The organism is Burkholderia sp. R-40 (assembly GCF_049942845.1).
In the GTDB taxonomy this organism is placed as follows: Bacteria; Pseudomonadota; Gammaproteobacteria; order Burkholderiales; family Burkholderiaceae; genus Burkholderia; species Burkholderia ambifaria.
The window spans coordinates 2,383,840-2,407,343 of record NZ_CP187968.1 but is presented as its reverse complement, the minus strand read 5'-3'; the positions used below and the strand labels follow the sequence as shown (position 1 = coordinate 2,407,343).

The 23,504-nt window shown below is 67.2% G+C and carries 17 protein-coding genes; 8 read left to right on the top strand and 9 right to left on the bottom strand.

The window, feature by feature from the left end; genetic code table 11:
• The first annotated feature begins 98 nt into the window (after window positions 1–98).
• The 3 genes from ACP26O_RS27170 (at window position 99) to ACP26O_RS27160 (ending at window position 2,947) form a co-directional block, all read left to right on the top strand.
• On the top strand, window positions 99–1,007 hold the full coding sequence (locus ACP26O_RS27170; protein WP_082089641.1) for a LysR family transcriptional regulator: 909 nt from the start codon (window positions 99–101) through the stop codon (window positions 1,005–1,007).
• A 703-nt stretch (window positions 1,008–1,710) separates the two neighbouring features.
• Window positions 1,711–2,094, top strand: a complete 384-nt coding sequence (locus ACP26O_RS27165) for an ATP-dependent protease (protein ID WP_175662944.1) — start codon at window positions 1,711–1,713, stop codon at window positions 2,092–2,094.
• Window positions 2,095–2,128: 34 nt separating this feature from the next.
• On the top strand, window positions 2,129–2,947 hold the full coding sequence (locus ACP26O_RS27160; RefSeq protein WP_175662945.1) for a multidrug ABC transporter ATPase: 819 nt from the start codon (window positions 2,129–2,131) through the stop codon (window positions 2,945–2,947).
• 28 nt (window positions 2,948–2,975) lie between these two features.
• Here ACP26O_RS27160 and ACP26O_RS27155 read toward each other — a convergent pair whose 3' ends face one another.
• Window positions 2,976–4,127 (bottom strand): acyltransferase family protein, encoded by a 1,152-nt coding sequence (locus ACP26O_RS27155; RefSeq protein WP_175662946.1) that lies wholly within the window; start codon window positions 4,125–4,127, stop codon window positions 2,976–2,978.
• A gap of 315 nt (window positions 4,128–4,442) precedes the next feature.
• Between ACP26O_RS27155 and pip the strand changes: the two genes are divergently transcribed.
• On the top strand, window positions 4,443–5,375 hold the full coding sequence (pip, locus tag ACP26O_RS27150; protein ID WP_006760245.1) for a prolyl aminopeptidase: 933 nt from the start codon (window positions 4,443–4,445) through the stop codon (window positions 5,373–5,375).
• Window positions 5,376–5,437: 62 nt separating this feature from the next.
• Here the strand turns inward: pip and ACP26O_RS27145 are convergent, their stop codons facing one another.
• The 7 genes from ACP26O_RS27145 to ACP26O_RS27115 all read right to left on the bottom strand — a co-directional run bounded on the left by ACP26O_RS27145 (window position 5,438) and on the right by ACP26O_RS27115 (window position 16,727).
• Window positions 5,438–5,710, bottom strand: coding sequence for a hypothetical protein (locus ACP26O_RS27145; RefSeq protein WP_175662947.1), 273 nt, complete (start codon window positions 5,708–5,710; stop codon window positions 5,438–5,440).
• Between the two features lie 183 nt (window positions 5,711–5,893).
• Entirely contained in the window at window positions 5,894–6,952 is a 1,059-nt protein-coding gene (locus ACP26O_RS27140; RefSeq protein ID WP_175662948.1) for a transglutaminase family protein, read from the bottom strand.
• Entirely contained in the window at window positions 6,946–9,552 is a 2,607-nt protein-coding gene (locus ACP26O_RS27135) for a circularly permuted type 2 ATP-grasp protein (RefSeq protein ID WP_175663292.1), read from the bottom strand. The genes ACP26O_RS27140 and ACP26O_RS27135 overlap by 7 nt, the downstream gene beginning before the upstream one ends.
• A gap of 212 nt (window positions 9,553–9,764) precedes the next feature.
• Window positions 9,765–13,199, bottom strand: coding sequence for a DUF2126 domain-containing protein (locus ACP26O_RS27130; RefSeq protein WP_175662949.1), 3,435 nt, complete (start codon window positions 13,197–13,199; stop codon window positions 9,765–9,767).
• A 93-nt stretch (window positions 13,200–13,292) separates the two neighbouring features.
• Window positions 13,293–14,297 carry a transglutaminase family protein gene (locus ACP26O_RS27125; RefSeq protein WP_175662950.1) on the bottom strand — a complete coding sequence of 335 codons (1,005 nt, stop codon included), beginning with the start codon at window positions 14,295–14,297 and terminating at the stop codon, window positions 13,293–13,295.
• A gap of 8 nt (window positions 14,298–14,305) precedes the next feature.
• On the bottom strand, window positions 14,306–15,247 hold the full coding sequence (locus tag ACP26O_RS27120; protein ID WP_011658544.1) for an alpha-E domain-containing protein: 942 nt from the start codon (window positions 15,245–15,247) through the stop codon (window positions 14,306–14,308).
• Window positions 15,248–15,311: 64 nt separating this feature from the next.
• Window positions 15,312–16,727, bottom strand: a complete 1,416-nt coding sequence (locus ACP26O_RS27115; RefSeq protein WP_175654974.1) for a circularly permuted type 2 ATP-grasp protein — start codon at window positions 16,725–16,727, stop codon at window positions 15,312–15,314.
• 659 nt (window positions 16,728–17,386) lie between these two features.
• Here ACP26O_RS27115 and ACP26O_RS27110 point away from each other — a divergent pair.
• Window positions 17,387–18,379 carry a LysR substrate-binding domain-containing protein gene (locus ACP26O_RS27110; RefSeq protein ID WP_165752895.1) on the top strand — a complete coding sequence of 331 codons (993 nt, stop codon included), beginning with the start codon at window positions 17,387–17,389 and terminating at the stop codon, window positions 18,377–18,379.
• 16 nt (window positions 18,380–18,395) lie between these two features.
• On the opposite strand, the gene ACP26O_RS27105 is transcribed toward ACP26O_RS27110, so the two are convergent.
• Window positions 18,396–18,647 carry a hypothetical protein gene (locus ACP26O_RS27105; protein WP_175662951.1) on the bottom strand — a complete coding sequence of 84 codons (252 nt, stop codon included), beginning with the start codon at window positions 18,645–18,647 and terminating at the stop codon, window positions 18,396–18,398.
• A gap of 404 nt (window positions 18,648–19,051) precedes the next feature.
• Between ACP26O_RS27105 and ACP26O_RS27100 the strand changes: the two genes are divergently transcribed.
• The 3 genes from ACP26O_RS27100 (at window position 19,052) to pgaA (ending at window position 23,504) form a co-directional block, all read left to right on the top strand.
• The gene (locus ACP26O_RS27100) at window positions 19,052–19,492 is read left to right on the top strand and encodes a hypothetical protein (protein WP_175659434.1); all 441 of its coding nucleotides are present in this window, start codon (window positions 19,052–19,054) and stop codon (window positions 19,490–19,492) included.
• Window positions 19,493–19,577: 85 nt separating this feature from the next.
• Entirely contained in the window at window positions 19,578–20,348 is a 771-nt protein-coding gene (locus tag ACP26O_RS27095; RefSeq protein ID WP_175662952.1) for a hypothetical protein, read from the top strand.
• 105 nt (window positions 20,349–20,453) lie between these two features.
• Entirely contained in the window at window positions 20,454–23,504 is a 3,051-nt protein-coding gene (gene pgaA, locus ACP26O_RS27090) for a poly-beta-1,6 N-acetyl-D-glucosamine export porin PgaA (protein ID WP_175662953.1), read from the top strand.

Genomic DNA, 23,504 nt, shown 5'->3' with positions numbered 1-23,504 from the left:
GTGGTCGACAAGGAGAAGTGTGCATCCATGCTCTGTTGGCGATAAGATATCCGATTTGCATATATTTCATGCTTTCATTGCATGAATAAGGAGGCAGCTTGGACCGATTTCTCTTGATGACATGCTTCGCACGGGCCGTAGAGATGGGAAGTTTTTCCGCTGCTGGGCGAGATTTGGGCTTGGGACAACCCAACGTTAGTCGCTACGTGGCGGCGCTGGAAGATCATCTCCAAACTCGGCTGCTGCACCGATCCACACGCAAGCTCGCGTTGACGCCGGAGGGCGAACGCTACTACGCAGACATTCGGCGAATTCTTGATGCTGTAGAGGAATCTGAATCGTCGTTCAGGAACAATGTTGATCCATCGGGACTCTTGCGCGTGGCCTGTCCCACCTCGCTTGCACATGCATTCGTGTTACCACACGTGCCTGCATTTTTGGAGCGCTATCCCAGACTGACGCTGGATATCCAGATCAGCGATCGCTACGTCAACCTTGTTGATGAGGGAATCGAACTCGCAATTCGCATCGGACATCTGGAGGACAGTGCGCTACGCGCTCGGCGCATAGGAATGTTCGAGCGCGTGGTCGTGGCCAGTAAGGAGTACCTCGCTAAGCGCGGAGTGCCGCATACACCTGATGACCTGCGCGACCACGACTGCGTGATCTATACCTTGCTATCGTCCGGTGCAACATGGCGCTTTCGTGACACAGATATTCCCGTTTCTGGCAGGCTGAGGGTTAACTCACCCGACGCCGTTCGCGCGGCGGTCAACGCAGGTTTAGGGGTTGGGCATGGGCCGGCGTGGCTGTTTGAGGAAGGGTTAGAAAGCGGTCGCTTGCAGTTAATACTGTCGGGACTTGCTGATCCGGCCGTCCCTGTTCAGATCGTCTACGTTGCAAACAGGCTTCTTCCAACACGGGCGATCGTGTTTATTGAATTCATTGCCGACGTATTTTCGAAGATTTCAGCTTTCAACAAAAATATTCCTTCGCTCAAGCTGTAGGGATTGATTGCTAGCCGCCCAGGAACCTCCTGTAAAACTGAAGAAATGAACACCGTCGGCGGAGCCGGTGCTACTGCGCCTGACGCTCGGCTGTCAGCAATCGGGGGGCGCTTTCGCTGGAGTCCCTACCGCATTGCCACTTACGCGCGCACGAAGCTGAACGTCACTGATCAAGCGGGGCAAGCGCGCGTGCGGGCAAGTCGCGGTGCTGCCGCCAACGACAATTGCTTTTGAAGCGCCTCCTCCATGTCTTTGAACGTCCGGATGACCGGTCAAGGCTGCCGTCAACGACCCGCGCGCCCATAAGGCTGCTTAGGGTCGTTCTGAGCCAGTAACGGACCACCAGCGAGGTATCCGTCGGAGTTCGGTTCGGCCATTACGAGCCCTTCACGACCGACGCCCCGCATTGGCGCTTAAGTGCCGGAGTGGCGCTTGCGATGAGACGCTCGGCACTTGTTCTGCGATCTGCCGCGCCCGCTCGTTTTCATCGCTATCGCCGGGCTTGCAGTGCGGCAACATGAGTGCTCCGTTGCCCGGGCGGCCCCGATGACTGGCGCACTCGAAGGCGTAAACTTCCCGAGCATGGTGCCTTTGCTCGAGCCAAACATCAGTGCGAAACGGCGTATTATGCCGTCCGGATTCGCGGCACCAAGCCGGGCACAAGCCCGTGCGATGTTGTGCCCTGACAGACAAGAGAAATGGAATGACGACTACATTTGACGAGGCGACAACGGCGGCGATCGCCGCGTTTGCCCAATTGGATTTCTACACGGCTGTGCAAGCGATGCGCGCCGAGGCAGATTACGACCACGAACGAGACCAGTGGATCTCGCGCTATATCGACGAGCACGGCGGCGACGCGGACGATGCAGCATACGACGCGTTGCACGCTGAGGCCCAGACAACCCCGGAATACGCGCAGTTCGTCGATGCGGTTCGTCAGGAAATCCTGGACTACTTCGGCGTGACTGACGATCAACTGGACTGCATGATCGTGCTGCGCAATGACGACAGCGATGAGCTTTGGGCGGAAGTCAATCGGCAGCGGACCGCGCTGGGAACCGGTGAAGTGCGCGGAGATCTCTGATCGAAAGATGCGAAATACCCTTTCCATCGTCGCCATGAGACTCCCCGGCTTCATCCCGCTGTTGGCACTCGTCCTCGCTCCCGCCGCTCACGCCACCGACAACCAGCCCTGCGACGACGCAGCCATCACGGCCGTCGCCCGCTGGGCCGGCATCGCGAGTGCACGCATCGCCACGCGCGACGCGGACCGGCTCGCCATCGCATCGGCGTGCAAGGCGATGCCGAACGCGCCGCAGACAACGATCGCAGCCGTCGCGTTCGATTCGTTGCCGAAGAGTGAGAACCCGGGCGGCAACAACAAGCTGCAGGTCGTCGCGCTCGTCGAGGGCGGCAAGATCGTCGCGGCCGCGCGCTCGATCGTCGAGGAGGATGCCACCACGGAAGTCGGTCCGGACAGCTATCGCATCGACACCGCGCCGTATCGGCTGTCGCCCGACGTGCGCGCATTCGGTGTCGTGTTCCTGAGCAGCGCGCGGGGGCCGAGCTGTCCGGATGCGAGTGCAAGCGAAGAGCTGACGCTTTGGGTTCGCGAAGGCAATCGCATCCGCCCGGTGTTCGGCACGAACCTGTACGGCTGGGTCAGTGTCGAGGGCGACGCCTGCGGTCCAGGCACCGGCGATGCCCGCAGCGAAGATGCGAACATGACGATCGCCGTCGAGAAAACATCGAGCCACGGCTTCGCCGACCTGTCGATCACCGCACACGTCACGGAGACGCAACGCAAGGACGGCAACTATTCAGAGACGGGCAAGCGAACCGCGCGCACGGTCGTCAAATACGACGGCAAATCGTACGGCATCGATATGTTCCGCGACTGCTGGTATTCGCCCGCCGCGCGCAAGCGCTTCAAGTAAGACGGCGGCAGACCGCCGCCCTGCCCGCCTACTCCACCACCTTCGGCCCGATCGCATCGGTCGCCGCCGGCATCCGCAGCGCGTCGTCGCGCACGCGTCGCGCCTCGCGCGCGGTGTAGCGATCCTTCAGCCGCAGGAACGGTTTTTCAACGAGGAAGTAGCTCGCCGTCGCCGCCAGCAACGCCCACACGATACCGAGCGGGAACGCATGCGCGACCGGCAGACCCGGGTTCGCGAACGGTTGCTGCCACAGATACAGGCTGAACGAAATCGTACCGACGAACACGACCGGCGCAGCCCGCAGCCATCGCGCGCACCAGAACTCGCTGCGGAAATTCAGCACGACGATGACGATCGCGATCAGCGCGGCCTCGATCGTCACGCCGTAGGTTGCATTCCAGAAGCCGCCGAGCCGACGTTCGGCAAGCGGCATCCCGAACAGCACGATGAAGACGATCGCCGTCACGATGCGCGTCTCGCCGCGCCACGAGCTGATCCACGCTTCGAGCCGTTCGCGGTTGAGCGCCGCGTAGCAGCCGATCAGGATCGGATCGACGCCCGTATGCAACATCATCGCGAGCTGCCCGCGCAGCGCCGGCGCGACGAAATACGTGAGCGCGCGCACCAGCGGCACGGCCAGGATCAGCGCGGCCAGCCAGCGCGTGCCACGGTGGCGGGTGCCGTACACGAACAGCAGCGGCCAAAACCAGTAGAACTGTTCCTCGAGCGCGAGCGACCAGAAGTGACCGAGATACCACGCGCCGTCCGGATGCAGCGCGTTGTCGCCGGCCAGGCCGAACCACGCCGAGTAGTTCCACAGATGCAGCGCCGCATACAGCCACTGGCGGCGATCGACGTCGAGCCAGCCGGCCACGGCGAGGATGCCGACGATCACGAGATACACGTAGCAGGCCGGCCAGATTCGCAGCGCGCGGCGCACGTAGAACGAAGTCAGCGCAATCCCGCCGGTGCGCGTGAACTCCGCGCGCAGCACGTTGGTGATCAGGAACCCGCTCAGGACGAAGAAGATCAGCACGCCAAGCCGGCCGTCGGCGATCAGCCGAAGCGGCGCGAGCCAGCCGGTGTAGCCGCCCGGCAGCACGTGCTCCGCGTGGCCGACGACGACCATCGTGACCGCGACGGCGCGCAACCCTGTCAGCTGCTTGACGCGATGGTTCATCGGATGGCTTCCGTTGGCACGGTGGAGGGATGGCAGGCCGGCGCGCAATTCCCGATTCCGAGCCAGCGCTGACATGCCGCCGCGATTTTGTCTGAAAAATATCGGAATGAAATTATTTCAAAAATTCCGGGGCGCGGGCCGCCGGGCAGCGGCCGGAATGAATGGGCATAATGTCCGACATTGTCCGGCGGCAGCGGCGGCCAGATGCAGACGCAACGAATCTTGCGGTGCCGCAATCTCCGCGATACCGGCGCTGCCGCATCCCCGCCCGCGCCTCGTCCGCCGTCCTGTCGACCCTCACCCGGAGCCCTGCCTGTGTACCCACCGATCGAACCCTACGCCCACGGCCACCTCGACACCGGCGACGGCCACCACATCTACTGGGAGCGCTGCGGCAACCCGTCCGGCAAGCCCGCGGTGTTCCTGCACGGCGGCCCGGGCGCCGGTTGCAGCCCCGACCATCGCCGCCTGTTCGATCCCGAGCGTTACGACATCCTGCTGTTCGACCAGCGCGGCTGCGGGCGCTCGACGCCGCATGCGAGCCTCGACAACAACACGACCTGGGACCTGGTGGCCGACATCGAGCGGCTGCGCGAGATGACGGGCGCGGAACAATGGCTCGTGTTCGGCGGTTCGTGGGGCAGCGCGCTCGCCCTCGCCTATGCACAAACTCACCCGCAACGCGTGAGTGCGCTCGTCGTGCGCGGTATCTTCACGATGCGTCGCGCGGAGCTGCTGTGGTACTACCAGGAAGGCGCGTCGTGGCTGTTCCCGGACCTTTGGGAAGAATTCCTCGCGCCGATTCCGGAAGCGGAGCGCGGTGACCTGATGGCCGCGTACCATCGCCGGCTGACGGGCGACGACGAAGCCGCGAAGCTCGAAGCCGCGCGTGCGTGGAGCCTCTGGGAAGGCCGCACGATCACGCTGCTGCCCGATCCGGCGCTGGCCGAGCACTTCGCGGACGGCCGCTACGCGCTCGCGTTCGCGCGGATCGAAAACCACTACTTCGTGAATCGTGGGTTCGTCGACGAAGGCCAGTTGCTGCGCGACGCGCATCGCCTCGCCGGCATTCCGGGCGTGATCGTCCAGGGCCGCTACGACATCGCAACGCCCGCACGCACCGCGTGGGATCTCGCGAAAGCGTGGCCGGACGCGACGTTCGAAATCGTGCCGGACGCCGGGCACGCGTACAACGAACCGGGCATCCTGAAGGCACTGCTCGCCGCGACGGACCGGTTCGCCGCGTAAGCGACTCCACGCAAAACGGCGCGGCGCGCCGCATCAGGCACGGCCTGCACGCGCCGCCCCGCTCACAACGCGGCTTCGACGATCGTCCGGCCGTTGATCGCCCGCTCGACGAGCTGTTCGTCCCCGACCTTGCGGATCGCATCGTCGAGCAACCCTTCCGGCTCCTCGGTCGCCACCTTCAGCAGGCCGGACAGCCCGCGCGCGTCGAGCACCACCAGCGTCTCCATCGAATCCGCGCGGCTCACGAGCACGCGACGGAACGCAGGGCCCGCGCCGAAGCTCGCGCAAAGCGCGATCGTCTCGTTGCCGAGCGGGTAGTCGAAGTTCTTGATCATGTCTGCCGCCGTTGCAAGGGAATGGCTGCGCGCGACGGCGCGGCGCCGTGACGTCGACGCACCCGCGCGTGCCGCCGGCGCCGGACCGGTCCGATCCGTTCGCCGGCACCATCATGCTAGGCGGGCAGTATTAACGAAGACTTAAACGGCCGGCGAGCGGTGCGTCAGGCCGATCCCCGTGCATCACGGCGCTTCGTCGAGCGGCTCGACCGTCACGCCGACCTTCAGCTCCTGATCCGCGCCGCCGCCGCGAATCACGCCGCGCAACGGCGTCACGTCCGCATAGTCGCGGCCGATCGACAGCATCACGTAGTCGTCACCGGGCGCACGGTCGTTGGTGGGGTCGAGTTGCAGCCAGCCGCCATCTTCGGGCCATGCCGGGTCGTACACGTCGATCCATGCATGCGACGCATCCGCGCCGATCAGCCGCGGCTGGCCGGGCGGCGGCTGGGTCAGCAGATACCCGCTCACGTAGCGCGCGGCGAGCCCGAGCGAGCGCAGCGCGCCGATCATCACGTGCGCGAAATCCTGGCAGACGCCCTTGCGCAAACGCAACGCATCGAGCGCGGTCGTCGTGATGTCGGTGCTGTTCGGCGTGTACGCGAAATCCGCGTGAACTCGCCGCATCAAGTCCCACGCGGCCTGCACGAGCGGCCGCCCCGGCGTGAAGCTCGCGGCGGCGTACGCGGCCAGTTCGGGATCGCACGCGACATGCGGCGACGCGAACACGAACTCGCTCGCCGCGTCGTACGGCTGCCCCGCGCGAAACTGCAAGCGCTCGCGCACGGCTTCCCACGCCATCGCATGCTCGGCGTCGGGGTTCGCGATCGCGGGCGGCGGTGCGCCGCGCGCACCCAGCGACCAGACGGGCGCGCTCACGCGCACCGTGCTGCGGCTGCGCACGAGCAGCGCATCGTGAGGCTGGTTCAGCGCGAACGACGCGCGCGCGTTGCCGAACGCATCGATCTCGGTGCAGACCGACTCCGGGGCGGGCTCGATGTCGAGCGCGAACGACAGCACCTTCTGGCGCGGCGTCGCGAGCGGCTGCAACCGCGCCTGGTGCTGCGCGGATTCGACGCGCGCCGCGTAGCGGTACTCGGTGTCGTGCGTCACCCTAAGCACGCGACCGGGCGCGACGGCAGTCGGCGCGGCGGGTGTGGCAGGCGTTGCCGCCGGCGCGTCCTTCGCGCTGCCGGAAGCCGGCGCGGGCGACATCTTCGCCGCGTGTTTCGTCGTCACCATAGCGTCCTGCCCGCGTCCCGCACATGACTGAAATAGCGCTCGCCGATCCGGTTCGACAATTCCCACACCGCCTTCACGGTCGTGTCGAGCGCGTCGAGCAGCTTGTCGTGCCGGCCGTCGTCGCCGGTTTCGCACAATTCGTGCAGCGACCACGCGGGCACGTCCGGAATCGTCTCGGCGAGTTCGGACAGCGCATAGCCTTCGCTGCGCTCGACCTTCGTCAGCCGGCCGCGCAGCGCCTGCACGACCCAGCCGAGCGAGCGCGGGTTGTCGGTGTCGAGCACGACGAGCGACAGCAGCGGCGCGACGTCGAAGCCGCGCTGGAACCGCGAGCGGAACGTGATCGTGCTGTCGAACAGTTCGAGCACGAGCTCGAAGCCGTCCTGCCGGTGCACGGCGCCCTCGTCGAACGCGAACTTCAGCACGCTGCACAGGAAGTCCAGCCGCTCGATCTGCCGGCCGATCGACAGCAGCCGCCAGCCGTCGTCGCGCGTCATGTTGTCGGTCTGCGCGCCGGTGATCGCACCGAGCAGCAGCCCGAGCCGCTCCAGCAGTTGCAGCGCCTCGTTGCCGATCTGTTCTTCGGCTTCCGGATGATCGGCGCTGTCGGCGAACAATTGCGTCGCGTCGTCGATCAGCCGCCACTGATCGCTCGACAGCCGCTCGCGGATCGCGGCGGCGGCGCCGCGCATCCCGAACAGGCAGGACGCGATGCCGGACGTGCGGTCCGCGCCGCGCGTGAGCGACGTCGCGAGCGCGTGCTGGAACGCACGCGGCGCATCGACGGCGTTCGGCGCGTCGGACGCGATCAGCCCCGTGTCGCGGCACAGCGTGTCGATCAGCTCCAGATGCGCGGGACTGTCGACGTCGTCCTCGCCGCGCAGCCGCTCGAGCGCGGCGCGCGCGAGACGCATCAGGCTGGTCGCGCGCTCGGTGTAGCGGCCGAGCCAGAACAGGTTCTCGGCCGCGCGGCTCGCGATCGCGCGCGGGTGCTCGACGAGATCGTCGGGGCCGAGACGGGTCTGCAGCAGCGTCGTCGAATCGACGATGCCTTCGGTCATCACCCACGTATCGACGGTGCTGCCGCCGCGCGGCATCGGCGCGTTGAACAGCGTATCGCGCGTGCCGACCCGCGACAGGCCGCCCGGCAGGAGCCGCCAGCGCTGCGCGCCGTCGGCGAGCGCGAACACGCGCAGCAGCAGCGGTTTCGGCACGATGCGCGCGCCGCCGTTACCGTCGGGCGCGTCGCGCCCCGGCCAGGTCGGTGCCTGCGACAGCGGCAGGTCGGCCTGCACCGTGTAATGCTCGGGCCGCGCGAGGATCCGCGCACGCCACTCGGCCAGTTGCGCCGGCGTGAGCCGCGCGCCGATCACCGGATCGAACCCGCCGCCCGCCTGCGCGTCGGGCGGATACGACGGTTTGACGATGCCGCGCGCGAGTTGCGGCAGCGCGTCGTTGCACGCGGCGGCCTCGCCGCACCACCACGAATGCACGGCGGGCAGCGTCAGCGTTTCGCCGAGCAGCGCTTCCGCGAGGCGCGGCATGAAGCCGAGCATGCCAGGCGACTCGAGGAAGCCCGAACCCGGCGCATTCGCGAGCAGCACGTTGCCCGCGCGCACGGCCTGCAGCAGCCCCGGCACGCCGAGCATCGAATCGGGCCGCAGTTCGAGCGGATCGAGCCATGCGTCGTCGACGCGCCGCAGGATCCCGTGCACGGGCTCGAGCCCGCGCAGCGTCTTCAGGAATACGTGGTTGTCGCGCGCGGTCAGGTCGCCGCCCTCGACGAGCGTGAGACCGAGATAGCGCGCGAGATACGCATGCTCGAAGTAGGTCGCGCTGTGCGGCCCCGGCGTCAGCAGCACGATCCGCGAATTCTTGCTGGCCGGGCTGAGCGTCTGCATGCTCTGCAGCAGCGACCGGTACGCGGACGCGAGCCGCTGCACGCGCAGCCCGCGAAAGCCGCGCGGAAAGAGCCGTGACACGATCAGGCGGTTTTCGAGCAGATAACCGAGCCCGGACGGGCCCTGCGTGTGCTGCGCGACGATCCGCCATTGCCCGTCGGGGCCGCGCGCGAGATCGAACGCAACGATGTGCAGCCATGTGTCGCCCGGCACGCGCGCGCCGCGCATCGCGCGCAGGTAGCCCGGGTGGCCGGTGACGAGCGCGGGCGGCAGCAGCCCGCGCTCCAGGATCGTCTGCGGGCCGTACAGGTCGGCCATGGTCGCGTTCAGCAGCCGCACGCGCTGCAGCACGCCGCGCTCGATCGCGACCCAGTCCTCGGGCGTGACGATCAGCGGCAGCAGGTCGAGCGACCACGGGCCGGCCGCGCCGTCGCCCGCGCGTTGCTCGTGGAGCTGGTAGAACAGGCCGTTCTCGCGCATGCGCCTTTGCAACGCGTCGGCGCGGCGGTCGAGGTCGGACACGCCGTCGGGGCCGATCGACGTGAAAAAGCTGCGCCATGCGGGCGCGAGCAGCGGCGCGGTAAGGCCGGCGGCACTGCCGCGCAGTTCGTCGTAGCGGCCGGCCGCGGCCGGCGCCGCGAGCGCGGCGGCCAGTTCCGCGGCGTCCGGCTGCGCGCCGGTATCGAAAAGCGTGGGCATCGCGTCGGCGTCGGCGAGATTGTCGGGGTGAATGAGCGGCACGGTCGGTATCGTTCCGTCGTCAGGGTGCGGCCGTGCCCGCGCGCCGCCGCAGCGGCGGGCGGGCACGGCGGACGCGGCGGGCAGCCGCGGCCTGCCCGCATCCTAGCACTCCGGCCGGCGCACCGGGAGGTCGCGAACCGCGCATCGTCGTCCGTCCGTTCATCCGGCGCTCAGGGCCGCCGCAAGTCGAGCGTGAACGGGAATTCGCGGCTCGGCGCGGCGGCCGATGCCGTCATCCGTCCCGGCGTGTGTCCCATCTCGACGAAACGCGTGAGCCGGCGGCTTTCGGCCTCGTACGCATTGACCGGGAACGTCGCATAGTTGCGCCCGCCCGGATGCGTGACGTGATACCGGCAGCCGCCGAGCGAGCGCTGCAGCCACGTGTCGACGATGTCGAACGTGAGCGGCGCGTGCACGCCGATGGTCGGATGCAGCGCCGACGGCGGCGCCCACGCCTTGTAGCGCACGCCCGCGACATATTCGCCGACGGTGCCGGTCGGCTGCAGCGGCAGCGGGCGGCCGTTGACGGTCACGACGTGGCGGTTGTCGTTCAGCCCCGTCACGCGCACCTCGAGCCGTTCGACCGACGAATCGACGTAGCGCACCGTGCCGCCGGGCGCGCCCTCCTCGCCCATTACGTGCCACGGCTCCAGCGCGCCGCGCAGCGACAGTTCCATCCCGTTCACCGCGATCTGGCCGAACAGCGGGAAGCGGAACTCGAAGTGCGGCGCGAACCAAGCCGGATCGAACCCGAAGCCGGCGTCGCGCAGCTCGGCCAGCACGTCGTCGAAATCCATTTTCAGGAACGCGGGCAACATGAAGCGATCGTGCAGCGCAGTGCCCCAGCGCGTGAGCGGCGTCGTGTACGGCGCGGCCCAGAAACGCGCGACCAGCGCGCGCAGCAGCAGTTGCTGCACGATGCTCATCCGCGCATGCGGCGGCATCTCGAACGCGCGCAGTTCGAGCAGGCCGAGCCGGCCGGTCGACGAATCGGGCGAATACAGCTTGTCGATGCAGAACTCGCTGCGGTGCGTGTTGCCGGTCACGTCGATCAGCAGGTTGCGCAGCACGCGGTCGACGAGCCACGGCGGCATGTCCTGCCCGTACAGCAGCTTGTTGCGCTGGATTTCCGCGAACGCGATGTCGAGCTCGTAGAGCTGGTCGTTGCGCGCCTCGTCGACGCGCGGCGCCTGGCTCGTCGGGCCGATGAACAGCCCCGAGAACAGGTACGACAGCGACGGATGGTTGTGCCAGTAAGCGATCAGGCTCGCGAGCAGGTCCGGGCGGCGCAGGAACGGGCTGTCGGCCGGCGTCGCGCCGCCGAGCACGAAGTGGTTGCCGCCGCCCGTGCCGACGTGCCGCCCGTCGACCATGAACTTCTCGCTGGACAGGCGCGACTGCCACGCGGCGTCATACAGGAATTCGGTCTGCTCGACGAGTTCGTCGAAGCTCCGGGCCGGATGGATGTTCACCTCGATCACGCCGGGATCGGGCGTGACCTGCAGCAGCTTGAGCCGCGCATCACGCGGCGGCGGATAGCCTTCGAGCACGAGCTTCACGCCGATTGCGTGCGCGGTCAGCTCGATCGCCGCGAGCAGGTCGAGATAATCCTCGAGCGCGGCGAGCGGCGGCATGAACACGTACAGGATGCCTTTGCGCACTTCGGCGCACAGCGCGCTGCGCGTGATCCACCCGGCGGATTCGAAGCGCTCGGGGCGGCGCTGCGGGTCCTGCTGGCCGGGCGCGTGCCGTCCGGCTGCGTCGGTGCCGTCGCCGCGCCACTGCATGACCGTTTGCGTGGGCGCTTCGCGATGCGCGCCGGTGAGATAACGCGGCGCGTCGGCCGCGCCCACGTGACGCGCACGGAACGCGGCGGCTTCCGGCAGCGCGGCGCGCGGCGCGAACGGATCGCGTTCGACCAGGTACGGATAATCGGCGCCGGTGACCCACGGCAGCGAATCGAGCGGCAGCCGGTAACCCATCGGCGAGTCGCCGGGCACGAGATACATCCGCTCGTCGCGGAAGAACCACGGGCCCGTCTGCCAGCGCGGACCGTCGAGACTCGACCGATCGCTCCCCGACTCATCATCCGCACACTTGAGCGGCAGCACGTAGCCGACCACGCTGTCGAGCTTCTGGTCGAACACCTTGCGCAGCCGCGCGCGTTCGAGCTCGTCGTCGAGGCGCGAATCGAACGGATCGACGTTGACGGGCAGCCGGCGCTCGCGCCACAGGTAGTACCAGACGTCCTCGTAGCCGGGCTGCACGAATTCGTGGGTCAAGCCGAGGCGCGCGGCCAGCGCGTCGATGAAGCGCTTCGCATCGTCGGTCGTCAGCGCGGACGGCTCGCGCTCGTCGGCGAACAGCGACGGATCCTGCCACACGGGCTGACCGTCGGCCCGCCAGAAGATCGACAGCGCCCAGCGCGGCAACTGCTCGCCCGGATACCACTTGCCCTGCCCGAAATGCAGGAAGCCGCCTTCGCCGTATTCGGCGCGCAGCCGCTGCACGAGTTCGGTTGCGTAGCCGCGCTTGGTCGGGCCGAGCGCATCGGTGTTCCACTCGGCGCCGTCGCGATCGTCGATCGACACGAAGGTCGGCTCGCCGCCTTGCGTCAGCCGCACGTCGCCGGCCGTCAGCGCGCCGTCGACCTGCGTGCCGAGCGTGCGCACGGCCTCCCATTGCGACTCGGTATACGGCTTCGTCACGCGCGGCGATTCGTACACGCGCGTCACCGCCATCTCGTGCTCGAACGACACCTCGCATTCGTCGATCAGCCCTTCGACCGGTGCGGCGCTGGTCGGCTGCGGCGTGCATGCGAGCGGAATATGCCCTTCGCCGGCGAGCAGGCCCGACGTCGGATCGAAGCCGATCCAGCCGGCGCCCGGCAGATAGACCTCGCACCACGCGTGCAGGTCGGTGAAGTCGACCGACGTGCCGCTCGGGCCGTCGAGCGCCTTCACGTCGGGCGTGAGCTGGATCAGGTAGCCGGACGCGAAGCGCGCGGCGATGCCGAGATGCCGGCACAGCTGCACGAGCAGCCATGCGCTGTCGCGGCACGACCCGGACGCGAGTTCGAGCGTCTGCTCGGGCGTCTGCACGCCCGGCTCCAGGCGCACGAGATAGCCGATGTCGCGCTGCAGCTGCTGGTTCAGCGCGACGAGGAAGTTCGTCGTGCCGGCCGGCGTGCGGTCGACGCTGTCGAGATACGCGCGGAACCGCGGTGCGTCGCTCGTCGCCGAATCGCACGCGAGGTACGGCGCGAGTTCGGTCTTCAGCGCATCGTCATAGCTGAACGGGTATTGCTCCGCGCTCGCTTCGAGAAAGAAGTCGAACGGGTTGTACACCGACATTTCGGCGACGAGATCGATGGTGATCTCGAAGTGCTCGGTGCGCTCCGGAAACACGAGCCGCGCGAGATAGTTCGAAAACGGGTCCTGCTGCCAGTTGATGAAATGCTCGGAAGGCTCGACCGTCATCGAATACGCGATGATCGGCGTCCGGCAGTGCGGCGCGGGCCGCAGCCGCACGATCTGCGGCCCGAGGTTGACGGGCCGGTCGTAACGGTAGCGGGTGGTGTGATGCAGCGCGACGTGGATGGGCATGGGGGAGCCGCTCGGTTCGGGTTGGGCCGGCCGCGCGCGCCGCGTCGCCGTCGCTGCGGCGGCACGGCACGGCGAATTCGGCGAAGGGGCGCGTCAGACCAGTTCCGGCGACTGAACGACGCTGATCTCGACGCCGACGGCGCGCGCGCCCACTCCTGTCACCGGCTGCGCGTCGCGATGGTCGAGGCCGACCGCGATGCGCACGTAGCGCTCGTCCGGGCAGCGGTTCATGAACGGATCGAAGCCGACCCAGCCGAGCCCTTCGACATAGGCCTCGGCCCACGCGTGGCCTGCCGGCTGCTGCATCAGCGCGGCCGCTTGCGGCTGCGCGCCGAGCGCCGGCTGCTGCAGCCCCTGCGACTGTGATTGCGACTGCGACTGGGATTGCGACTGCGCGGCATGCGACGCGCCGAGCGCCTGCTCCATGCCCTCGCCGCTCTGCAGCGCGAGCGCTTCCTCCTGGTTCTCGTCGCTCACGCTCTGCTTCGAGTCGGCGATGCGCTGCATCGCGCTGTCGGCGAGCACGTAGCCCGAAATGTAGCGCGCGGGGATCTTCAGCACGCGCGCGGCCGCGATGAACGCATGCGCATGGTCGCGGCTCGTGCCCTCGCCGTTTTGCAGCGCGGTTTCGGCGTCGACCGGCGCGTCGGCCAGGGTCGGCGCGTACGCGATGCGATCGTGCACTTCCGTCATCAGCCAGTGCAGCGCATCGAGGCTGTGCGGCTCGATCGGCAGCGCCTGCGCGAGCTCGCGCACGGTGTCGCCGGCCTTCGTGAGCGCGGTCTCGCGCTCGAAGATCCACGGCGGCGCATAGCCCTCGGAGTTGCCGAGAATGCCCGCACGGTCCTGCGTCTCGACGACGCCGGCCGCGACCACGACGATCTCGTTCCGCGCGCCCGGGTCGTGGCGCACGAGATCGATCCGGTTGCCGAAGCCGTCCGCATAGGACAGCGTCGGCTCGACGCCGTCGATCGTGACCTGCCACGCGCGCACCGTCTGCCCGGGCCCCGATTGCGGGCGCAGCCGCAGCCGTTGCAGCGCGTGGGTGGCTTGATCGTCGAACTGATAACGCGAGATGTGTCGGATGGCGAGTCGCATGGCAAGTCTCAGTCGAAGTTGTAGGCCTGGGCGATATCGGCGCCGAGGCTGTTGTTGCGGCCGATGAAGTCGGTCAGGAACTCGTGCAGGCCGCTCTTGAAGATCCGCTCGACCGAGGTGTCGGACAGCATCTGCAGGATCTTCGCGGCCGTGTCGTGACACGGGTGTGTCACGCCGTAATCCTTCGCGAGCAGGTTCAGGCTCGATACGACGCGCCCGTAGCAATAGCGCAGCGAACGCGGCATGCGGCCGTTCAGGATCAGGTAGTCGGCGATGTTCATCGGCTTGTACTGCACGTCGTACACCCAGCGGTACGAACGATGCGCGGCCACGCAGCGCAGGATCGTCTCCCACTGGTAGTTGTCGAGGATCGTGCCGACGTGCGACACCGACGGCAGCAGCAGGTGATATTTCACGTCGATGATCCGCGCGGTGTTGTCCGCGCGCTCGACGAACGCGCCGATCTGCGCGAAATCGAAGATCTCGTTGCGCAGCATCGTGCTGTAGAAGCTGCCGAGGATCAGCGCGGTTTCTCGCTTCACTTCGTCGAGCACCGCCGGCAGCCCGCTCTCCGGCACCGGCTCCGCGAGCGCGCGGCGCAGCGCGAGCCACGCGCCGTTCACGCTCTCCCACGCCTCGCGCGTGAGCGCCGTGCGCACCATCCGCGCGTTCGAGCGCGCGGCCTCGATGCACGACAGCACGCTCGACGGGTTGTCGCGATCGCGCAGCAGGTAGTCGGTCACGGTATCGGCGGCATAGGCGTCGTACTTCTGACGATAGCCATCGTCCGCGCCCGAGCTGACCAGCACCGACGACCATTCGGCCGGCGCGTCGGCCGTGCGCGTGAGCGCCATCCGCAGCCCGGCATCGACGATGCGCGCGATGTTCTCCGCGCGTTCGATATAGCGGTACATCCAGTAGAGCCCGCTCGCAGTTCGTCCCAGAAGCATCTCGTGTCCACTCCGTCTTCGTTCGGTTCGCGCGCCGGCTGCGGCGCGCGCGGTCGTGCCCGGCTCAGTCGGCCAGCACCCAGGTGTCCTTGGTGCCGCCGCCCTGGCTCGAGTTGACGACAAGCGATCCTTCCTGCAGCGCGACGCGCGTGAGCCCGCCCGGCGTGATGCGGATCCGGTCCGACACCAGCACGAACGGCCGCAGATCGACGTGGCGCGGCGCGAGGCCGGCCTCGGTCAGGATCGGCGTCGTGGACAACGCCAGCGTGGGTTGCGCGATGTAGTTCGCGGGCCGCGCGCGCAGCTTCGCGGCGAACGCCTCGAGTTCGGCCTTCGACGCGCACGGCCCCACCAGCATCCCGTAGCCGCCCGAGCCGTGCACTTCCTTCACGACCAGTTCGTCGAGATGATCGAGCACGTATTTCAGGCTGTCGGCCTCGCCGCAGCGCCAGGTCGGCACGTTCTCCAGCAACGCCTTGCGGCCGGTGTAGAACTCGACGATCTCCGGCATGTACGAATAGATCGCCTTGTCGTCGGCGATGCCGGTGCCCGGCGCGTTCGCGATCGTGATGTTGCCGGCGCGGTAGACATCCATGATCCCGGCCACGCCGAGCACCGAGTCGGGGCGGAACGTGAGCGGATCGAGGAACGCGTCGTCGACGCGGCGGTACAGCACGTCGATCTGCCGGAAGCCTTCGGTCGTGCGCATCGCGACGCGGCCGTCGACCACCTGCAGGTCGCTGCCCTCGACGAGGTGCACGCCCATCTGGTCGGCGAGGAACGAATGTTCGTAGTACGCGGAATTGTGGATGCCGGGCGTGAGCACGGCGATGGTCGGGTTGTCGGCGTTGCCGCCCGGCGGGCACACGGCCGCGAGCGACTGCCGCAGCATCTGCGGATAGGTCTCGACGGGGCGCACCTTGACCTGCTGGAACAGCTCCGGAAAGAGCTGCATCATCGTTTCGCGGTTTTCCAGCATGTACGACACGCCCGACGGCGTGCGCGCGTTGTCCTCCAGCACATAGAATTCGTTCTCGCTGGTGCGCACGATGTCGACGCCGATGATGTGCGTGTAAACGTTCCCGGGCGGCCGGAAATCGATCATCTCCGGGATGAACGCCTCGTTGTGCGCGATCAGGTGCTTCGGCACGATGCCCGCGCGGACGATTTCCTGGCGGTGGTAGATGTCGTCGAGGAACGCGTTGAGCGCCATCACGCGCTGCTCGATGCCGAGCGACAGGCGGCTCCATTCCGCGCCCGAGATGATGCGCGGCACGATGTCGAACGGGATCAGCCGCTCGGCGGCCTGCGCGTCGCCGTACACGGCGAACGTGATGCCCGTCCTGCGGAACACGCCTTCGGCGTCGTGGGCCTTCTGGGCGAGGCTTGCTGGGTTCTGCGTGTCGAGCCACTGCTTGAGGCGCGCGTAAGGCGCTCTCACCATGTCGCCGGATTGCAGCATTTCATCGAACGGTTTCATCGAATTGTTCTCCATCGTTCTCCCCGGCATTGCGCATGCCGGACCGGCGTACTCACTTCTTTGCAAGGAACGTGCCTTGCGCTATCCGCTCGATTCCCCCCTTTTGGCGCCGCCGCGCGCACGCTCGTGCGCCATGACGCACCACGACGGTGCAGCGACGGCTCTCTCCGCCGCATCGACGCGCCGCGATCGCGCGCGCCAGTCGAACATAGTTCCCCCGCGTGTCATGAATGCGCAATCTGCACTGCACCAAATGGGCGCCCGTGCCGGTTGTGCCCGTCGTGGTGAATGGTGCCCCGCACCGCTCGCCATGGCCTTGGGCGCCTCGATTCCCGCCCCTGTTCGCCGAGCAGGATGGCGCGGCGCAACCGCTCGCGGGAAAGCGGGCCGGCCACGCAACCTGCGCAGACCGGCCCTGGGGAAGTACCGTCTGCGGCCGCACCAGCGTTCGACGCGGTGAACTAACTGGTTAGCCGGGTCCGGCGCCTCAAACTTATGCAGCCGTAATGCCGCCGACAATGCTCATGCATATTTCGACTGACACCGATCGAAAAAAACATCGGCTGCCGGCGCGCGAGGCGCGGTAGGCTAGAAGGTTCGTGCAGCGAAACGGCGCCGCCGCCCCTGTAGGCGCCCGACCATAACAAGCGAAGATCGAAATGGAAGCGAAGTGGCTGGAAGATTTCCTGAGCCTTGCGGATACCAAGAGCTTTTCCCGGGCCGCGCGTCATCGGCACCTCACGCAGTCGGCGTTCAGCAGACGAATCGCCGCGCTCGAAACGTGGATGGACGCGAAGCTGGTCGACCGCAGCATCAACCCCATCACGCTGACGCCGGCCGGGCAGATGTTCCGCGGGCTGGCCGCGGACATCCTGCGCAGCATGTATGCGGCGCGCAACCTCGTGAACGGCTACGACCAGTTCGCGGCCAGCGACCAGGTCGTGCGCTTCGCGGTCGCGCATACGCTCGTGTTCACGCTGTTCCCCGAATGGCTCAAGCAGTTGAACGGCGAAGTCGGCCACGTGACCGCGCGCGTCAATGCGGTGAACGTGCCGGAAGGCGTGCAGCAACTGGTCGAAGGTGAATGCGACCTGCTGCTCGGCTATCACCATCCGCAACTGCCGATCGTGCTCGATCCGAACCACTTCCCGTTCGTCACGCTCGGCGTCGAGCGGATCCTGCCGGTGTCGACGCCCGACGCGCACGGCCGGCCGGTATTCGAACTGCCGGGCACGCCGGACGCGCCGCTGCCGCTGCTCGCGTATTCGTCGGGCGCGTTCCTCGGGAACGTGGTCGAGATGCTGCTGCTGAACGCGTCAGAATCGTATGCGCTGCACCGCTGCTTCGAGACGCACATGTCCGAGGCGCTCAAGGGCATGGTCGTGGCCGGGCACGGGATCGGCTGGCTGCCGGAAAGCTGCGTGGCGAAGGAACTCGCGGAAGGCTCGCTCGTGCGGGCGGGCTCGGCGGACTGGATCACCGAGCTCGAGATCCGCCTGTACCGGTCCGCGCGCAAGCGCGGGCTCGCGGCCGAACAGCTGTGGACCTACATCATGAACCGGCCGCGCACCGCGGCCGACGGCCCGATCGCGGCCGAGCCGGCAGCACCCGCCGTGCGCATCGCGCGCCGCAGCGTCGGCGGCAGCCGATAACGTCCTTCCCCGTCACTCATCGGCGCACGATGCGCGGATAACCGCGCGTCGCGCCGTCATCCCAACGGCGTCGGCCGCCCGCATTTTCCGCTCCTGCACGGAGTGTCGATGCGAATATCGCACGCTTGATCAAGCGAGTTAAATAGCCAAACGTTTGCGAGTCCGGGCTGTATTGCTTTCTATCAGAAATACCTGATCCCGAATAACTTTCCGGTTTCAACAGCGGAAATACCCTGTTACAGATCACAATAAAAGTTTCGATTTGCATGGAACGACGATTCATGCCAAAACCGTCGCACCCTCTTTTTCTATTTTCACGCCATTTGCACCGATGTCATGGAAATGCCTCGAATACAGAGGCAAAACGTTCTTTTATCAGTCGTTATTTTTCGGTACAAATTCCGGTACCTCTTATGTCGTAAGTTTCCGTATGGGTCATCGCTACCGCCGAGCAAATTTCATGTCCGGCAACATCTACTTTATTACGATTTTAAAGATTCGTCGAATAAATGCCAATCCTATTTAAATAAGACATTTTAAACGGCGTGTCGTGCGGGCTACACACAATTGTTTGTTGAAAACCCATCGTGTATCAATAGCATGTCGTAAAAGCACGCATATAATTTCGACTCGGAATAAATGCGTTGTCATTGATTCCGGATGGAGGTGGCAATGTCTTCCTCGTCGTTTAAACAGCATGCTCGGCCGTTGCTCGGCCTCGTCGTCGTATTCGCGCTCTGCGTCGATGCCGTGGCCCAGGGCCAGACCCAAACCCAAACCGAGATGCCCGCGTCCGGCTCAGGCCCGGAGCGATACGTGATTTCGTACATCTGCGGTGATGCACGAATCGACGGTACGGCGCCGCTTCCCCCCGACGGCCGTCCGTACAACCTCGGTGTGTCGTTTGTCGCAGGCAGCACCGGTCAGCCGCTATCCAACGTGCAGGTCCGACTGCGGCGACACGGCCGCGTGCTGCTGGAATTCAAGGCCACGGGGCCGCGCTGTCTGTTCAGCGTGCCCGAGGCCAGTTACCGGGTCGAAGGCACCTATCAGGGAGCGACGCAGTTCGCGATCGTCGAAACGGGCGCGCTCACCACGCAGTTGAAATGGTGAGCGCCGGCCGAATCCGCGTGCCGACACCGCACGATCGCGCCATTCACCGCGATCCACCGCTATCCACCGAAACGAGGAGCATGGAATGACTCGCGCAGAGCGACCGGACGACGCGCCGGTCCGTCAGCCGAAACCCTCCTGGGGCCCGGGCAAGAGTGCGGCCCTCAGCATCGTCGCGTTTGCCGCGATCTTCGGTGCGTTCGCGTATGTCGAGCGCGACGTGGGGATGGGCAACGCAGCCCACACGACCGTGACGCACGACATCGCAGGCATGGTCGGCACCGCCGTCCAGAAGTCTCGCGACGCCATCGTGGCCGTAACGGACAACGCGTCCGGCCCCTCCGCGTCCGCCGGGGCCGCATCGACCGTCGCACAGGCCGCGGCGGGTAAATCGTCGGCGGCGGAGGCCGCGCCCGTGATGTCGGCGGCGGCCGGACCCACCGTGCCGCCGCCAATGGCGGCCCGTTCCCACGCGAAACATGCGCGCCGCGCGCATGGGTCATCCACGACGCTCGCGGCCAACGCGTCCGCCGCATCCGCCGGCGCGCGCACCACGCGCTCATCCGAAGCGCACCGGACGTCACGTTCGCAGACGCTGGCGCGCACGAAAAAATCCACCGACCCCGAGCCGCGCGTGCAGCCGCATTCGTATACAGCGGACTCGGCGCACATGCAGGCCGCGAGCGTGACGCGCGCCGAGGTGGAAGGCGCCCGCGCGCTGGCGAAGGCGCGCTCGTGCGCACAGATGGATCAATGGAACTGCGTGGAGCAAAACGCGAGCCGGGCACTCGCGATCGACCCGAAGAACAGCGAATCGCGCGCGCTGCTTGGACAAGCGATCCGTAACCGCCTGTGAGCCAGCCATCACGCTGCCGGGTCTCGCCACCCGGCAGCGTGATGGCTGGCGACGAGCGTCGTCGGGCATGCAACCGATGTGATCAATAAGAAGTGAGGACATACCGTGGCCAACGATCGTAAAGAACAATGCACCACCGTCGCTCCGTCCAACCGGCGGATCCTCCTGCATGCGCCATTGCTGTTGCTGCTCGTCGCGTCCGGCCCCTGCTTTGCCGCCGAAGGCGACGCGGAACCGGGTAGCGCGCGCGAAATCGCCAGGACCCACGGCGCGCGGGATGCACTGCCGCCCGATCTGCAACGGACGGGGGCGCCGATGCAGGCCGCCCAGGGGGCGGGCACGCTGCCTCCTCATGCGCCGACGCCGATCGCGCTGGCGTCCGACGCATCGCTGCAGATCGCTCAGGCATCGCCTATGCCGATCACGGTGGTGGTGGAGCCGGAAGCGCCGCAATCGGGCGAGCCGGCGCCTGGCGCGCAGCCCCCCGATCCGCCGACACCTGTCGCGCCGACGCCCGACGGGCCGAGGCAACTGGCGGAGGCGTCCGACAGCGCACCTGCCAACACGGTGGCACCGGTCGCGCAGACGCTAGACGCGCCTATGCAACCGGCGCAAGCATCCGACACCGCACCGCCGAATACGCCTGCACCGGTCGCGCAGGTGCACGACGCGCCGATGCAGCTGACGCAGGCGTCCGACACCTCACCGCCGAATACACCTGCACCGATCGCACAGACGCAGGACGCGCCAGTGCAACTAGCGCAGGCGTCCGACACCACACCTGCGAACACGCCGGCACCGGTCGCGCAGACGCAGGATGCGCCGGTGCAACTGACGCAGGCGTCCGACACCGCCCCGCCGAATACACCTGCACCGATCGCACAGACGCAGGACACACCGATGCCGCCTGCACAGGCCACCGGCACCCAACCGCCCGATACGCCAGCGCCTACCGCCGCGACATCTGAACCCTCCGCATCCACCGCGTCGGCACCGGCCCCGAGCGCGCAACCCCCGGCTCCCCCGCCGCAGCCCGCACCAGCCACCACCACGCCACCGAATTCACCGACGCAAACCGCTCAGGCATCCGGCACGCCGATGCCGAACTCACCCGCCCCCGTGACGCAGATGCCGGGTGCGCAATCGCCGTCGTCCCAAGGGCCGAGTTCACAGACACCCGGCGCCCAGCTACCCGGCGAATCCATGCAACGCTCGCAAGGCCCTGACGTCGAAACGCCGAACGCCGAGGCGCCGGATCTCCGTACCGCCGACGTCGAGACCGTGCGCAAGGACGTGTTCGGCCTCGCGACGAGCGGCGGCGCGGTCAAGGCGATCGACGAAGCGAAAATGCGACCCGATGCGTTCTCCGCCGTCGACATCGCGCAACTGGAAGAACTGTCGATTCGCCAGCAGGTGCGCGGCGGACGCGACAAGTCGCGCGCGATGACGAGTTCGGACCGCTTCGACGGCCTCGACAACGCGCTGCGCGCAGCCGACGACCTCGACCAGCGGATGCCGGCCACCCCCGAGTACACGCCCGTCAGGACGGCGCTCGCGGGCGACCGCACGATCGCCCTCGCGGCACGCGGCGACATGACGAAGGCCGTCAAGACGTTCGAGACGATCCCGCCCGACGCGGAGATCTCGATCGACGCGCTGGCGGCCGTCGGCGACGCGTACCTGTACCTGAGCGAACCGGGCAAGGCGAATGCCGTCTACCAGCGTGCGCTGAATCAGGCGACCGCGTCGCCGACGGACCGAGCAACCCGCGGCTTCCAGTACGGTGCACGCACGCGCGCGATCGAGCTGCGCGAAGGGCTGTTCTGGTCGTACGTCGACCGGGCCCGCGCGGCGGACGCGAAGCAGGTGCTCGACGACATGGGCAAGTCGTTGCCGCCGGCCACGGAGGTGCGCAACTACGGCCCGGGCGAAAGCGACTATCTGCGCTACTACCGGCTGCGCGCGCAATACCTGATCTTCACGGGTCACGCCGACGAAGGGATCGCCGCGCTCGAGCAACTCGAGAACGAGGTGCCGTTCAACGGCGAGGTGCGTGCCGCGCACGCCGACGCGGTGTCGGGCCAGGCGCATCCGCGCCAGGCGATCTCGATGTATCGCGCGTCGCTGGCCGACCACCCGGACAGCGTCGAGATGCTCGCGGGCCTCGGCCGCGCGTCGCTCACGGCGGACGACTACGCAACCGCGAAGAGCGTCGACCAGACCCTCGACAACACGTTCCCCGACAGCGGCGCCGTGCGCAGCTTCAAGCGCGACTACAAGGCCTACCGCAGCCCGATATTCACGACCGACCTGACCTTCGAGCACGGCAACAGCGCGCTGGCCGACAACAGCTTCACGTCCGACAGCTACATCTATTCGCAACCGTTCGGCGACAACTGGCGGGTGTTCTCGCACACGTTCTTCGGCCACGCGCAAACCGACAACGGCAGCCTCAGCCGCACCCGCACGGGCATCGGCGGCGACTACCGGCACGGGCCGCTGACGGTGCTCGGCGAAGTCACGCGCTCGTTCGGCGGGGACGGCCGAACCGGCGGCCGCGGGTCGATCGCCTACGCGCTGAACGACTACTGGACCGTCTCCGGCGGGCTCGACAGCAACGACAACTCGCTGCCGTGGAAGGCGTATGCCGCGCACATCTGGGGCCGCTCGGCGAACGTGTCGGTGGTGTATCGCCAGAACGACCGGCGCGAAGTCAAGCTGAGCTACGGCGTGAGCCGCTACAGCGATTCGAACCTGCATCAGGAAATCACGGCGACCGCCACGCAGCGCGTGTACACGGCCGCCAACCAGCTCGTCAACGTATCGCTGGATCTCGGCACCGGCAGCAACACGCGCCGGGACGCACCGTACTTCAGCCCGGGCCGCGACTATGCGGCCGCGGCGACCGTGATGCACCAGCTGACGTTGTGGAAGAAGGGCGACATGGGGCTGCAGCAGCGCATCTCGGTGTCGGGCGGCGCTTACAACGAGCGCGGGTTCGGCACCAGTGCGCTATGGAGCGCGCGGCTCGAGCACGCGTGGACGTTCAAGCATGACATCACGCTGAGCTACGGCGTCGAGGTCAGCAGCCACGCGTACGACGGCGAGCGCGAGCGCTCCGAAACCGGCTTCCTGTCGCTCAACCTGCCGTTCTAG